General features: G+C 59.7%; 9 protein-coding genes and 1 pseudogene. 3 read left to right on the forward strand and 7 right to left on the reverse strand.

Annotation, left to right across the window (positions count from 1 at the left end):
* The first annotated feature begins 217 nt into the window (after positions 1–217).
* Both AC4IHP_RS27555 and AC4IHP_RS27560 read left to right on the forward strand, forming a co-directional pair.
* Entirely contained in the window at positions 218–2,422 is a 2,205-nt protein-coding gene (locus AC4IHP_RS27555) for a TonB-dependent receptor (RefSeq protein WP_460120241.1), read from the forward strand.
* Between the two features lie 172 nt (positions 2,423–2,594).
* Complete coding sequence (locus tag AC4IHP_RS27560; protein ID WP_490833251.1) at positions 2,595–4,124, forward strand: FAD-dependent oxidoreductase; 1,530 nt, start codon at positions 2,595–2,597, stop codon at positions 4,122–4,124.
* A gap of 124 nt (positions 4,125–4,248) precedes the next feature.
* Here the strand turns inward: AC4IHP_RS27560 and hemB are convergent, their stop codons facing one another.
* Positions 4,249–5,223, reverse strand: coding sequence for a porphobilinogen synthase (gene hemB, locus AC4IHP_RS27565; RefSeq protein WP_460120245.1), 975 nt, complete (start codon positions 5,221–5,223; stop codon positions 4,249–4,251).
* Positions 5,224–5,446: 223 nt separating this feature from the next.
* Positions 5,447–6,145: a glutathione binding-like protein gene (locus AC4IHP_RS27570; RefSeq protein WP_490833252.1), complete on the reverse strand. Its 699-nt coding sequence runs from the start codon at positions 6,143–6,145 to the stop codon at positions 5,447–5,449.
* A 283-nt stretch (positions 6,146–6,428) separates the two neighbouring features.
* Here AC4IHP_RS27570 and AC4IHP_RS27575 point away from each other — a divergent pair, with 283 nt between their 5' ends.
* Positions 6,429–7,103, forward strand: a complete 675-nt coding sequence (locus tag AC4IHP_RS27575) for a hypothetical protein (protein ID WP_039763430.1) — start codon at positions 6,429–6,431, stop codon at positions 7,101–7,103.
* Between the two features lie 109 nt (positions 7,104–7,212).
* Here AC4IHP_RS27575 and mnmH read toward each other — a convergent pair whose 3' ends face one another.
* The 5 genes and pseudogenes from mnmH to AC4IHP_RS27600 all read right to left on the reverse strand — a co-directional run.
* Positions 7,213–8,316, reverse strand: coding sequence for a tRNA 2-selenouridine(34) synthase MnmH (mnmH, locus tag AC4IHP_RS27580; RefSeq protein ID WP_490833253.1), 1,104 nt, complete (start codon positions 8,314–8,316; stop codon positions 7,213–7,215).
* Positions 8,316–9,350, reverse strand: a complete 1,035-nt coding sequence (selD, locus tag AC4IHP_RS27585) for a selenide, water dikinase SelD (protein WP_136493794.1) — start codon at positions 9,348–9,350, stop codon at positions 8,316–8,318. The genes mnmH and selD overlap by 1 nt, the downstream gene beginning before the upstream one ends.
* Before the next feature lie 169 nt (positions 9,351–9,519).
* Positions 9,520–10,659: a hypothetical protein gene (locus tag AC4IHP_RS27590; RefSeq protein ID WP_490833254.1), complete on the reverse strand. Its 1,140-nt coding sequence runs from the start codon at positions 10,657–10,659 to the stop codon at positions 9,520–9,522.
* 201 nt (positions 10,660–10,860) lie between these two features.
* A complete protein-coding gene (locus AC4IHP_RS27595; protein ID WP_490833255.1) occupies positions 10,861–11,976 on the reverse strand; it encodes a hypothetical protein in 1,116 nt (371 codons plus the stop codon).
* Positions 11,966–13,426, reverse strand: a pseudogene (locus tag AC4IHP_RS27600) (toxin VasX); the annotation flags it as partial. The gene AC4IHP_RS27595 and the pseudogene AC4IHP_RS27600, both read right to left, overlap by 11 nt.

Consider the following 13,426-nt stretch of genomic DNA (forward strand, 5'->3'; position numbering starts at 1 on the left):
GCCGAAGGCTGCGATCTTTTGATCTTGCTTTTTGCAGATCAAAGTCAACATCAAGATCAAAAGATCGCAGCCTTCGGCAGCTCCTACGGGCTGATGACAAACTGATTGCAAAACGTTACTGCGAAACCCTATCATTCGCGCCTGGAGTCGCATTAGCGCAAGGAGTTCCGCGCCGCCCTTATTTTATTCATTGGCCGTTCGCCTCCAGGTATCCGACATGCCCGCTTCAGCTCGACTCGGCGCTCCATTCCGCCCGACTTTGCTTGCCCTGCTGTGCTCCCTGACCGTCACCGCCCACGCCGCTGAAGACAACAGCAAAGAACTGGTGCTCGACGACGTCAACGTCAATGCCCAGGCCCCGACTCCCAACGCCCTGCCCCCGGTCTATGCTGGCGGTCAGGTTGCGCGCGGCGGCCAATTGGGCGTGCTCGGCAATCAGGACATGATGGACGTGCCGTTCAGTGCGGCGTCCTACACCGAGCAACTGATCCAGGACCAGCAGGCGGAAAACGTCGCCGACGTGCTGCTCAACGATTCCTCCGTGCGCCAGGCCTCGGGCTTTTCCAACCAGGCGCAGGTGTTCATGATTCGCGGCCTGCCGCTCAATGGCGACGACATCTCTTACAACGGCCTGTACGGCGTGTTGCCCCGGCAGATCATTTCCACCGATGCGCTGGAGCGCGTGGAAGTGTTCAAGGGCCCTAACGCCTTCATCAACGGCGTGACCCCGACGGGTTCCGGCATCGGCGGCGGCGTCAACCTGCAACCAAAACGCGCGGGCGACGTGCCGCTGCGCCGTTACACCACCGACATCAACAGCGAAGGCCGCATCGGTCATCACTTCGACATCGGCCAGCGTTTCGGTGCAGACAACCGCTTCGGCGCGCGGGTCAATTTGTCGCAACGCGAGGGCGACACCGGCATCGATCACGAGAACCAGCGCTCGAAACTGTTCGCCATCGGCCTGGATTATCGCGGCGATGCGCTGCGGGTTTCCGGTGATTTTGCCTATCAGAAGGAACGCGTCAACGGTGGCCGCAGCTCGGTCAACCTCGGCACCGCCACGCACATCCCGGACGCGCCATCGGCGGACACCAACTACGCGCCGAAGTGGGGCTACACCGACATCGAAGACACCTTCGGCATGCTCCGCGCCGAGTACGACCTCAACGACAACTGGACCGCTTACGCCGCTGGCGGCGCCAAGCACACCCGTGAAGTCGGCCGCTACAATTCGACCACGCTGGTCGGCAACAGCGGCGCCTCGTTCACCACCGGCTCGTTCGTCCCGCATGATGAGGACAACACCAGCGTCATGGCCGGCCTCAATGGCAAATTCAACACCGGCCCTGTCAGCCACAAGCTGAATTTCGGCCTGACCGGGATCTGGGCCGAGCAGCGCAGTGCCTATGACTTCGACCTGACCCGCTACTCGAACAACATCTACCATCCGATCACCACTCCGGCACCGGTCGGTAATTTCGCCGGTGGCGATCTCAACGATCCAGGCATCGTTGGCAAAACCTTCAACCGCAGCGTCGCAATCTCTGACACCCTCGGTTTCTTCGATGATCGCCTGTTGGTCACCGCCGGTCTGCGTCGTCAGCAACTGGTGGTGCAGGGTTACAGCTACGCCAGCTACGGCAGCGGCCCGCGTTCGTCGAGCTACGACGAGTCGATCACCACGCCGGTGTACGGCATCGTGTTCAAGCCGTGGGAGCATGTGTCGTTCTACGCCAACCATATCGAAGGTTTGGCCCAAGGGCCGACTTCGCCGACCAGCTCCGGCGGTTTCCGCGTGACCAACGGCAACGAGGTTTACGCACCGAAGCGCTCCAAGCAGACCGAGCTGGGCGTGAAAGTCGACATGGGCACCTACGGCGCGAGCCTGGGCGTTTATCGCATCGAACAGCCGAGCGACGGCTACTGCGAAATCAACAGCGCTACCACTTGCACCTACGTCCGCGAAGGCGAGCAGATCAACAAAGGCGTGGAAATGAACGTGTTCGGCGAGCCGATCGATGGTCTGCGCCTGATCAGCGGCCTGACCCTGATGGACACCGAACTGAAAAACACCCTCAACGGCGCCAACGACGGCAACCACGCCATCGGCGTGCCGACCTTCCAGTTCAACGCTGGCGTCGATTGGGACGTGCCGGGCCTGCAAGGCGTCGCGCTGAACGCGCGAATGCTGCGCACCGGCGGGCAATACGCGGATGCCGCCAACAATCTCAGCCTGCCGACGTGGAACCGCTTCGACGCGGGTGCGCGCTATGCGTTCAAGGTGTCGGAGAAGGACGTGACCGTGCGGTTCGGCGTTGAAAACGTGGCGAACAAGAAGTACTGGGAATCGGCTCAGGGCGGCTACCTGACCCAGGGTGAACCGCGAGTGGCGAAGTTGTCGGGGACGATCGACTTCTAAGCGTCGTTTCGTCGTAGAAAAGGCCCCGCAGCTTCACGGTTGCGGGGCCTTTGTGGTTTTTGTGGTGCTTGATCCGGCCTCTTCGCGAGCAAGCCCGCTCCCACAGCGGCCGGAACTGGCTAGCCTTTACATCTGATCCATACTTGCTGCACAGCCACAAGAGGACAGCCCCATGAACCGCAGCGACGTGCTGATCATCGGCGCCGGCCCGACCGGTCTGGTCCTGGCGCTGTGGCTGAGCAAACTCGGCGTGCGTGTGCGCATCATCGACAAGACCTCCGCGCCCGGCACCACTTCCCGCGCTCTGGCCGTGCAGGCACGCACCCTTGAGCTGTATCGCCAACTCGACCTCGCCGACACCATCGTGCGTCGCGGTCATCAGGTTGCGGCGGCGAATTTCTGGGTCAACGGCAAGCCCGTCGCGCAGTTGCCGCTCAAGCGCATCGGCGAAGGCCTGACGCCCTACGCCTTCGTCGAGATCTTCCCGCAGGACGAGCACGAACGGCTGCTGCTCGAGCGCCTCGCTGATTACGACGTCAGCGTCGAGCGCAATACCGCGCTGGACAGCTTCGAAGAAACCGGCGACACAATCACCGCCCATCTGCGCCTGCCCGATGGCGGCCAGGAAGTCTGCCAGGCCTGCTATCTGGCCGGTTGCGACGGCGCCCGTTCGGTGGTGCGCAAAACCCTCGACACCGATTTCCCCGGCGGTACCTACCAGCAGATTTTCTACGTCGCCGACGTCACGGCAAGCGGCCCGGCGCTGAATGGCGAGCTGCATCTGGACCTCGACGAAGCGGACTTTCTCGCGGTGTTCCCCCTGGCCGGCGCAGGCCGTGCGCGACTGATCGGCACGGTGCGTGACGAACGTGCCGAGCGTGCCGACACCCTGCAATTTTCCGACGTCAGCAGCCGCGCCATTGAACACCTGAAAGTGCATATCGAAGACGTGCACTGGTTCTCCACCTACCGCGTGCATCACCGGGTGGCGGAGCACTTTCGCAGCGGCCGGGCGTTTCTGCTCGGCGATGCCGCCCACGTGCACAGTCCGGCCGGTGGCCAGGGTATGAACACCGGCATTGGCGATGCGATCAACCTGGCGTGGAAACTCGCCGCCGTGCTCAGTGGTGGTGCCGAACCGAGGCTGCTCGACACCTACGAAACCGAGCGCATCGCCTTCGCTCGCCGGCTGGTGTCCACCACCGACAAGGTCTTCAGTTTCGTCACCGCCGAGGGGCGCATGGCCGATCTGCTACGGATGCGTGTGGCGCCGTTTCTGATACCGAGAATGGCGTCGTTCGAAGCCAGCCGCGAGTTCCTCTTTCGCACGGTCTCGCAAGTCACCCTCAACTATCGCGGCATGCCGCTGAGCCAGGGCGAAGCCGGCCACGTGCATGGCGGTGACCGCTTGCCGTGGGCGCATGATGGCGAGGGAGATAATTTCGAGCCGCTACGGCAACCGTGCTGGCAGGCGCATGTCTACGGCGACACCAGCGACGAAATGATCGCCTGGTGCAATGAACATCACTTGCCGCTGCATGTGTTCGACTGGCGACCGGCGTTTGAAACGGCAGGGTTGGGGCGCAACGGGTTTTATCTGGTGCGGCCGGACACTTATGTCGCGGTTGCGGATAACAGTGCTGATCCAAAAGTGATCGAACGCTACTTCCGCGATCACGGCATCCGCCCGTTCTTCAGCTGACAAACCACCCTTCAACTGTGGGAGCGGGCTTGCTCGCGAAGGCGGTGTGTCAGTGCCAGATGCGCTGCCTGACAGTCCGCATTCGCGAGCAAGCCCGCTCCCACAGTTGCATTTGCAGCGTTGATTAAATTCCCGCCAACGCCAGATCCATCGCAAAGTAAGTGAAGATCAGATCCGCACCGGCACGCTTGATGGCGCCGAGGCTTTCGCGCACCACGCGATCTTCATCGATCGCACCGGCCTGGGCGCCGAACTTGATCATCGCGTACTCGCCGCTGACCTGATACGCCGCCAGTGGCAGGTTCGAGGCCTGGCGAATGTCACGGATGATGTCGAGGTAAGCACCGGCCGGTTTGACCATCAGCGCATCGGCACCTTCCTGCTCATCGAGCAGCGATTCGCGCAGGGCCTCGCGGCGATTCATCGGGTTCATCTGATAGCTTTTGCGATCGCCCTTGAGCGCGCTGCCGCCGGCCTCGCGGAACGGGCCGTACAGCGCCGAGGCGAATTTGGTCGAATAGGCCATGATCGGTATCTGCGTGAAGCCAGCGGCGTCCAGCGCCTGACGAATCGCGCGCACCTGGCCGTCCATTGCTGCCGACGGTGCGATCACGTCAGCTCCGGCGCGGGCTGCGGCCACCGCTTGCTGGCCGAGGTTGATCAGAGTCTGGTCGTTGTCGACCTCGTGGTTGTGCATCACGCCGCAATGACCGTGATCGGTGTACTCGCAGAAGCAGGTGTCGGACATCACGATCATTTCCGGCACGGCGTCCTTGGCGATGCGCGACATCCGCGACACCAGACCGTCTTCGCGCCAGGTGTCACTGCCGTTGGCATCGAGATGATGGGACACGCCAAAGGTCATCACCGACTTGATGCCGGCACGGGCATAGCGCTCGATTTCACTGGCCAGTTTGCGCTCGGGGATGCGCTGCACGCCGGGCATGCTGGTGATCGGCACGAAGTCGTCGATCTCTTCCTCGACGAAGATCGGCAGGACCAGATCGTTCAGGCTGAACTCGGTTTCCTGGAACAGACTGCGCAGGCTCGCATTGCGGCGCAGACGGCGGGGACGTGCTTCGGGGAACTGACTGGACATGGGGCCTTTCCTGAAAACAGCGGATGAGACGAAAGTCGTAGGGGGGAAAGCTTATGCCTTGCGGCGGGTGCGGGACAAACCTGGATCAATCAAGAGAGCGTTACTGCAGGTGCAACAATCTTTGTAGGAGCTGCCGAAGGCTGCGATCTTTTGATTTTGATCCTAAAAAAACAAGATCAAGAGATCGCAGCCTTCGGCAGCTCCTACAGGGGAACGCGGTGGGTCAGGACGGGATGGTCAGGCCGCGAATGACCGCCGGGCGCGCGAGAAACCGCTCCAGCACCCGCGTGACATTGGGGAAATTCTGAATGCCGACCAGATCCCCAGCCTCATAGAAGCCAAGCAGATTGCGCACCCACGGGAACGTGGCGATGTCGGCGATGGTGTAGCGCTCGCCCATAATCCAGTCGCGGCCTTCGAGGCGGGTGTTGAGCACGTTCAGCAGGCGTTTGCTTTCCTCGACATAACGATCACGCGGGCGCTTGTCCTCGTAATCCTTGCCGGCGAATTTGTTGAAGAAACCGAGCTGGCCGAACATCGGGCCGATGCCGCCCATCTGCCACATCAGCCATTGGATGGTCTCGTAGCGCGGCGCGCCTTCCTGGGCGAGCAACTGGCCGCTCTTGTCGGCCAGATAAATCAGGATCGCGCCGGATTCGAACAGCGGCAGCGGCTGGTCTTCCGGACCATGCGGGTCAAGGATCGCCGGGATCTTGTTGTTCGGGTTCAGCGACAGAAACTCTGCCGAAGTCTGGTCGTTGGTGTCGAAACCGACCCGGTGCGGCTCGTACGGCAGGCCGATCTCTTCGAGCATGATCGACACTTTTACGCCGTTGGGGGTCGGCAGGGAGTAGAGCTGAATCCAGTCCGGGTACTGCGCCGGCCATTTCTGAGTAATCGGGAATGCAGACAGATCGGTCATTGGAAGCATCCAGTCACAAATTGAAAACCGATCATAAAGTAGGCCTGCCGCCGCGCCTACATGAACCGTAACATCCTGTCGTTAACCTGCCTGCATGCCCGCAAAGGTTGCCGTTAGAGTGCTGCGCACTGGCCCGGATCGAACCAAACGGGCATTACAGGACTCAGAGCTATGCCTTTCTCGCAGAGGAAGCTGTTCACGACAGGGAAACACCCGGTGCTGGGAGCCCGCGGTGCCAAGGTTTGTCAGCCTTAACCGATTTTGCTGAAGAACCCTCGAACTGATGACGAACCTGATGAGTTTCGCCAAACGCTTCAAACATCGCGCGTACGTGGCCCTGCCCTCCCTGCTGGCAGTCAGCGCGCTGTTTCTGTCCCTCGAATCCAGTGAAAGCCGCGCACAACCGGCGGACGGCACGCAGACGCTGGTGTTCCTGCGTCATGCGGAAAAGCCCGAAGGCGGTCTCGGCCAGCTCAACTGCCAGGGCCTGAACCGCGCCATCGACCTGTCGACCCTGCTGCCGGAAAAATTCGGCAAGGCCGATTACGTGTTCGCCGCCAACCCTACGCGCAACGTCGAGGAAGGCGAGCTGGACAATTCCTACAGCTACATTCGTCCGCTGATGACCATCAGCCCGGCCGCGATCAAGCTCGGGCTGCCGGTGAACATCGAGTTCTCCGCCAACGACACCAGCGATCTGGCCCGCGAACTGCTGGACGAGAAGTACCACAACTCGACGATCTACACCGCGTGGTCTCACGGTTATCTGCCGGAGCTGATCAACAAGGTCGCCGGCAATGCGGTGGGCGAGCGGCAGAAAATCACCGATGACTGGGCCGGCGATGACTTCGATTCGCTGTATGTGCTGACCCTGAAGTGGCACAACGGCAAGGCCAGTTTGCAGAGTCATAGCTACAAGCAGGGGCTGGATAACGGTAAGGACACTTGCCCGACCTGAGTTTTGCAGCGCCTGACATTGCGTCTTCGCGAGCAGGCTCGCTCCCACAGGGAACCGCATTTCAACTGTGGGAGCGAGCCTGCTCGCGAAGAGGCCAGTCGCTTGCGCCTCAAGCCTTCTGGCTCGCCCTCGCGCGCAAATACTCGATCACCGCCCCCCGCTCTCCTGCAAACTCGATCCGCCCGCCCTTCTTCTCGCGCTGGAACACATACATCGGGTCGTAATACTCGCGCAGCAAACCCTCGATCCAGCCGCGATGCAGGTCCACCGCGCCGCTGCGGCCCTGCTCGGCCAGCGCCTGTTCCATCAATACCAGCATCCGCGAATGGCGCTCACCGCCGAGGCGTTTCTGTACGTTGTTGAGGCTTTCCAGCAGACGTTCGGAGAACAAGGCAAAACCGTTTTCGCCGTGCAGCGAGGCAAATTCCGCCGACAGATCGATGACGTAATCACGCAGGATCCGTTCGACACGATCCTCGAAACGATCTTCCAGCCAGACCATCGGGTACTGCTGCATGCCCTGATACAGCGGCAGCGGCAAGGCACAACTGCCGACCACGCGGCTCTCGTCTTCGAGCACAAACTGCTCGATCCCGGCATCGCGTTTCTTCAGGAAGTCGATGGCCAGGCGATTCTCGAAATCGATGTTCGACGGCTGCCCGGTGGCACGTTTGCCGAAACTGGAGCCGCGATGGTTGGCGTGGCCTTCCAGATCCACACCGTTGCGCAACTGCACCAGCACTTCGGTCTTGCCGGTGCCGGTCATGCCGCCGAGCAAAACAAAATCACACTGCGCGATGGCCTGGTCAAGGGTGTCGATCAAAAAACTGCGCATTGCCTTGTAGCCGCCGCCGACGCGCGGATAGTCGATGCCCGCCTCGTCGCGCAGCCACTGCTGGGTGATCTGCGAGCGCAAGCCACCACGGAAACAATACAAATAACCATCGGGATGAGCCCGGGCGAAGTCGGCCCAGGCCTGGATGCGCTCGGCTTTCACCGCGCCGCACACCATCTGGTGGCCCAGCTCGATTGCCGCCTGCTGGCCATGCTGCTTGTAGCAGGTGCCGATCTTCTGCCGCTCCAGATCATTCATCAGCGGCAGATTGACCACGCCGGGGAACGCGCCTTTGTGAAACTCGACCGGCGCGCGGGCATCCATCATTGGCCGGTCGTTGAGGAAAATATCGCGGTAGTCGGTGCAGTCGCGGAGCATCAAATCACCTCGACCGCGTTCGTCTGTCGCTCAACCAGTTCGCCGATCGGCGCAAGGCTCAGGCCCAGTTCGGCGGCGACACCGAGGAACTCGTCATTGCCTTCAGGCGTGACCGCAATCAGCAGACCGCCGCTGGTTTGCGGATCGCACAGCACGCGTTTGTGCAACTCCTGCACGCGGCCGACCTTGCTCGAATAGCTGTCGAAGTTGCGCAGCGTACCGCCCGGCACGCAGCCCTGATCGAGGTAGTACTCGACGCTGTCCAGACGCGGCACGCGGTCGTAGGCGATGCGCGCGGTCAACTGGCTGCCATCGGCCATTTCCACCAAGTGCCCGAGCAGGCCGAAACCGGTGACGTCGGTCATCGCCGTAACGCCGGCAAGTTTGCCGAAGCGGCTGCCTGGTTTGTTCAGGGTGCACATCCAGTCACGGGCGACACCGACGTCGGCGGCGCGCAACTTGCCCTTCTTTTCCGCAGTGGTGAGGATGCCGATGCCCAATGGTTTGGTCAGGTACAACAGGCAGCCGGCGGTAGCGGTGTCGTTGCGTTTCATGTGGCGCTTTTCCACCAGACCGGTGACGGCGAGGCCGAAGATCGGCTCCGGCGCATCGATCGAATGCCCGCCCGCCAACGGAATGCCCGCCGCGTCGCACACCGAGCGACCGCCACGAATCACTTCCCGCGCCACTTCCGGCGCCAGCACATTCACCGGCCAGCCGAGGATCGCGATCGCCATCAACGGATCGCCACCCATCGCGTAGATGTCGCTGATCGCATTGGTCGCGGCGATGCGGCCGAAGTCGAACGGGTCATCGACAATCGGCATGAAAAAATCGGTGGTCGACACCACACCACGCTCTGCATCGATCGCATACACCGCCGCGTCATCGCGCGATGCATTGCCGACCCAGAGTTTTGGATCGAGGTTCTGTGCGCCGCTGCCGGCGAGGATCACTTCCAGCACCTGCGGGGAAATCTTGCAGCCACAACCGGCGCCATGGCTGTATTGGGTCAGACGAATCGGCTCGCTCATGGGAGAGTCTCTGGCAATGAATGGGGCGGATTCTAGCAGAGCGCGAGCGCGCAGATTTTTGTGCTGACCGAGCGGCCCCCTTCGCGAGCAGGCTCGCTCCCACATTTGTAGCGTGGTCTCCTGTGGGAGCCTTCTCGCGAAAGCTATCGAACCTGCCTGCACCGCCCAGTCAGCCCCGCCTGCCAACCTCAGCAAAAATCTGCGTAATCGGCCGATGCGGCTGGCGCTTGTGCATCCGCCGCACTTGTTCGCTCAGCCGCAGCAACTCTTCACTGGGCTTGGCCCATTGCTCTTTCGGCAGCGGCTCGGACCATTCGCGCATGACTTCCGGCAACGCCTGTTTGCCGATTCTTTCGAGTCGGCGCACTTCCCATTCGACCAAACGGTTGGGAACCGTCCATAAAGTCATGACGTGATACAGGTACCAAAAAAATCCCGACAACCGCGAGCGGCGGCCTTCACGGATCTGCTGATGCATCCGCGCGCGGGCATTGCGGAAAGTATGCAGGCCTTCGTGGGGCGGGTCGTCCGGGCCTTGAAGGTCTTGCAGGTCCTGAATCGATTTGAGGTCGTTGACTTCGTACTCCATGTAACCGCGAATCGCTTCCCAGTGGCTGATCGCGAGCTCCAGGCCGGCGCATTGGAATTCGAGGCTGGTGAGGGTATCGCCGTGATGAAAACCGATGCCCATGCCATATTGACGATGGATGCCGAATTGGGTGGCGCCTTTGGCTTCGATGATCCACGCGGACAGCGATTCCCATGGGATGAAGACTGGTTTGGTGGCGCCCTCGGGCATGAAGCAGACTTCGCGGCGTTGGCGGTTAAAGCGGGTTGGAATGAGGGAGAGGCGTTTTTTATGGAAGTGGTGCCAGACGCCCAGGCCGATCAGTAGAATCAAAGGCTCGGTCAGTAAAGCGCTTTCATATCCTGCTTGGAATATACCCACTATTGATTCCCAAATGAGTGTTGGACCATAGCCGAATACGACACCCAGCATTCCCGTAATCAAGGGGAATATGAAAATGACCATAACCGCTAAACTGACCGGCCCCCCCAACGTCATTTGCCACATAAAAACTTGCGGCTGGCCTAATCCGAAGTCCATGTAAACATCATTGAGCTCACCGATATGTGGACCATAAGGGGGAATCGGTGTGGGCAGTGGCAACGGTGCGAGATAGGTAATCTTTCCGCTTGGAAACGGCTCTACATCGCCCGCTTTTCTGATCACTTCACATTGCGCATCAACAACAGGCTCATTGTGATTATTCAGCATGGTCAGCCCATTCGAGGTATTGAGTTTCAACCAGCATAACCATCGGGTTTTGCTTGACCGACCCGGTAGCAACAACTGAGAAATGGCCGCCACCCCGAGGGTCTCCCACTTTGGCCAATATCAACCGAAACATCCGCATCCAGCGCGGTCCCCTGTGGGAGCGAGCCTGCTCGCGAAGGCGCTCAAACAGGCAAAAAACCTCCCTCCCTCTGGTCACAAAACAGCTCTGCATCAGTCCACAGCCCGCCTGCCAACCTCAGCGAAAATCTGCGTAATCGGCCGATGCGGCTGGCGCTTGTGCATCCGCCGCACTTGTTCGCTCAGCCGCAGCAACTCTTCACTGGGCTTGGCCCATTGCTCTTTCGGCAGCGGCTCAGACCAGGCGCGCATGACTTCCGGCAGCGCCTGCTTGCCGATTCTTTCCAGACGCCGCACTTCCCATTCGACCAAACGGTTTGGAATCGTCCATAAAGTCATGACGTGATACAGGTACCAAAAGAACCCCGACAGCCGCGAGCGGCGGCCTTCATGGATCTCCTGGTGCACCCGCGCGCGGGCATTGCGGAAAGTGTGCAGCCCTTCGTGGGGTGGGTCGTCCGGGCCTTGAAGGTCTTGCAGGTCCTGGATCGATTTGAGTTCGTTGACCTCGTAATCCATGTAGCCACGAATCGCCTCCCAATGGCTGATCGCGAGCTCCAGGCCGGCGCATTGGAATTCCTGGCTTATGAGGGTTTCACCTTGGTAGAAACCGATGCCCATGCCGTATTGGCGGTGGATGCCGAATTGGGTGGCGCCCTTGGCTTCGATGATCCACGCGCTGAGCGATTCCCATGGAACGAAGACTGGTTCGGTGGCGCCTTCGGGCATGAAGCAGACCTCGCGGCGTTGGCGGTTGAAGCGGGTTGGGATGAGGGTGGCGCGGGTTTTGTGGACGTGGTGCCAGACGCCTAGGCCAATAAACAAGGCAATTAAACCCGTTGAGAAAGCCAATTTGTAAATGGCAAAAAAAATGCCCTCAATGACTTCTTTAATGAACTCCCAGCTATCACCGAACAGAAGTCCTATAAACCCTCCCATCAGTGGATATAGAAACGCGATCATTAATGTGCCGCTGAATGGTCCGCCTAAAATGACTTGCCAAGAAAAAACCTCCAGTGTCCCTAAACCGAAATCCATATAAACGTCATTCAGTTCACCAATATGCGGACCGTAAGCTGGCATTGATGTTGGTAATGGCAAGGGCGCGAGATAGGTAATTTTTCCGCTCGGAAACGCCTCAATGTCACCGGTCTTTCTAGGCTGTCGAAGCGGGCGAGTTGCTAATGGATCATCGTGATTATTCAGCATGGTCAGCTCTTTCTAACAGGTGAGCCTCAACCAGCAAAACTGGTGGTTTTTCTTTGACCTGTTGGGGAGTAACAACCCCAAAATGACCCTCACCACGCGGATCGAGGTGAATGACGCGAGTTCGAGATGCCCATTCACCTTTTTTATTCAATGTCTGAACGCACACAGCCAATTCCAGCGTTTCTTTCGCGGGAACAAATTCCGACCCGAGGCCCGCTGGATACTGGAGACAAAGTATCAGTCCTTCTGGGCTGGACTTCACGATGCGCAGGCTGCTTAAAATCTCGTCACTAATGACATCTCGCTGCTCTCGTGGTGCTCCTCGACTGTGCAGCGGAATTGAAATGCGGTGCGCGCCGATACCTAAACGGGAGGTTGGGTTGCCGCCAAACGGAGGCAGCAGATCATTCAGCGTTAGGGTCGGCAATGCTAAGTGAATATCGCTGGGTTTGGCTTTGAATAAAAGATCCTTCAGCCAAGAGTCGTACAGATTTGGGCCAAGCTGCGCGTAAGGTGCGTGAATTAAAAAAGCCAGATAACTTTGATAGTCATCAAGTGAGTGGTCGCCACGCATCTCGCTATCCCTACTCCACGGTGTGATTTTCAACCATTTATCGTGAGCACTGATGTTGTAGCGGCTGTACAGCAAGCTACCCCCCAGCTCTAGAACAGTAAAAAGTGCTCCAGCGAGATTGAAGCGGAAAAAGACGGTGGATAAACGTGTGCCAGCAGCGGCCCAAGCAGCTCTACGAGCGGCATTACTTGACGCCTTCAATACCTTGAATGTGGAGTGGACAGTGTTGGTCAAACCATAGCCACTAACTGATGTCATGCCACCAGCTCCCATCGTCGCCAATGCAGCTGCGCTTTGCGCCGAATGATTTCCACTGCGAACCGCCTGTTCCCAGTTTTTGCGCTGCGTGACAAAACTGTTCGTAGAAGAAGCCAACCCTGACAAATATGTAAAAAAACCCAATCCCACATGCAATTTCCCCATCTGCACGTGCACGGTCTGCAAGGCATGGAGCTGAACGCTTGCCACTAGAGAAGCGCAGCGAACTTTTAACGCCGTATCAGCAAGACTTTGTGCGGCACTAAATCCCGCCGCTCCCGTTGCAACGACTGAATTCATCAACGAGGTCCACACTCTTTCATTTACGGCCTGCCTGCGCAGCTCCCGATAAACCCCCACCAAATTCACCACCTGCACCAACACCACCACCAACCCCATCCCCTCCGTCCGCACCAGACTCGCCTTCGAAACCCCCGCCACCCCCGCGCGAATATTCTCCAGCAACCCCCGCAATTCCCCGTGCTGCGCCGGCGGAAACACCACCGTCACGCCCGCTTTCGCCGGGGTCGCGCCATACAGCCGGGCCGAGCGATCCGGCAGTTCGTCAATCGGGCTTAACGCTGCCGCAAGGCGGCCTTCGAACAGCGCCAATTGCGT

Source organism: Pseudomonas sp. UF-293, from assembly GCF_058245595.1.

Coding starts and splice junctions, on each gene's coding strand:
- AC4IHP_RS27555 (WP_460120241.1), top strand. CDS start 218: ATGCCCGCTTCAGCTCGACTCGGCGCTCCATTCCGCCCGACTTTGCTT.
- AC4IHP_RS27560 (WP_490833251.1), top strand. CDS start 2,595: ATGAACCGCAGCGACGTGCTGATCATCGGCGCCGGCCCGACCGGTCTG.
- hemB (WP_460120245.1), bottom strand. CDS start 5,223: ATGTCCAGTCAGTTCCCCGAAGCACGTCCCCGCCGTCTGCGCCGCAAT.
- AC4IHP_RS27570 (WP_490833252.1), bottom strand. CDS start 6,145: ATGACCGATCTGTCTGCATTCCCGATTACTCAGAAATGGCCGGCGCAG.
- AC4IHP_RS27575 (WP_039763430.1), top strand. CDS start 6,429: ATGACGAACCTGATGAGTTTCGCCAAACGCTTCAAACATCGCGCGTAC.
- mnmH (WP_490833253.1), bottom strand. CDS start 8,316: ATGCTCCGCGACTGCACCGACTACCGCGATATTTTCCTCAACGACCGG.
- selD (WP_136493794.1), bottom strand. CDS start 9,350: ATGAGCGAGCCGATTCGTCTGACCCAATACAGCCATGGCGCCGGTTGT.
- AC4IHP_RS27595 (WP_490833255.1), bottom strand. CDS start 11,976: ATGCTGAATAATCACGATGATCCATTAGCAACTCGCCCGCTTCGACAG.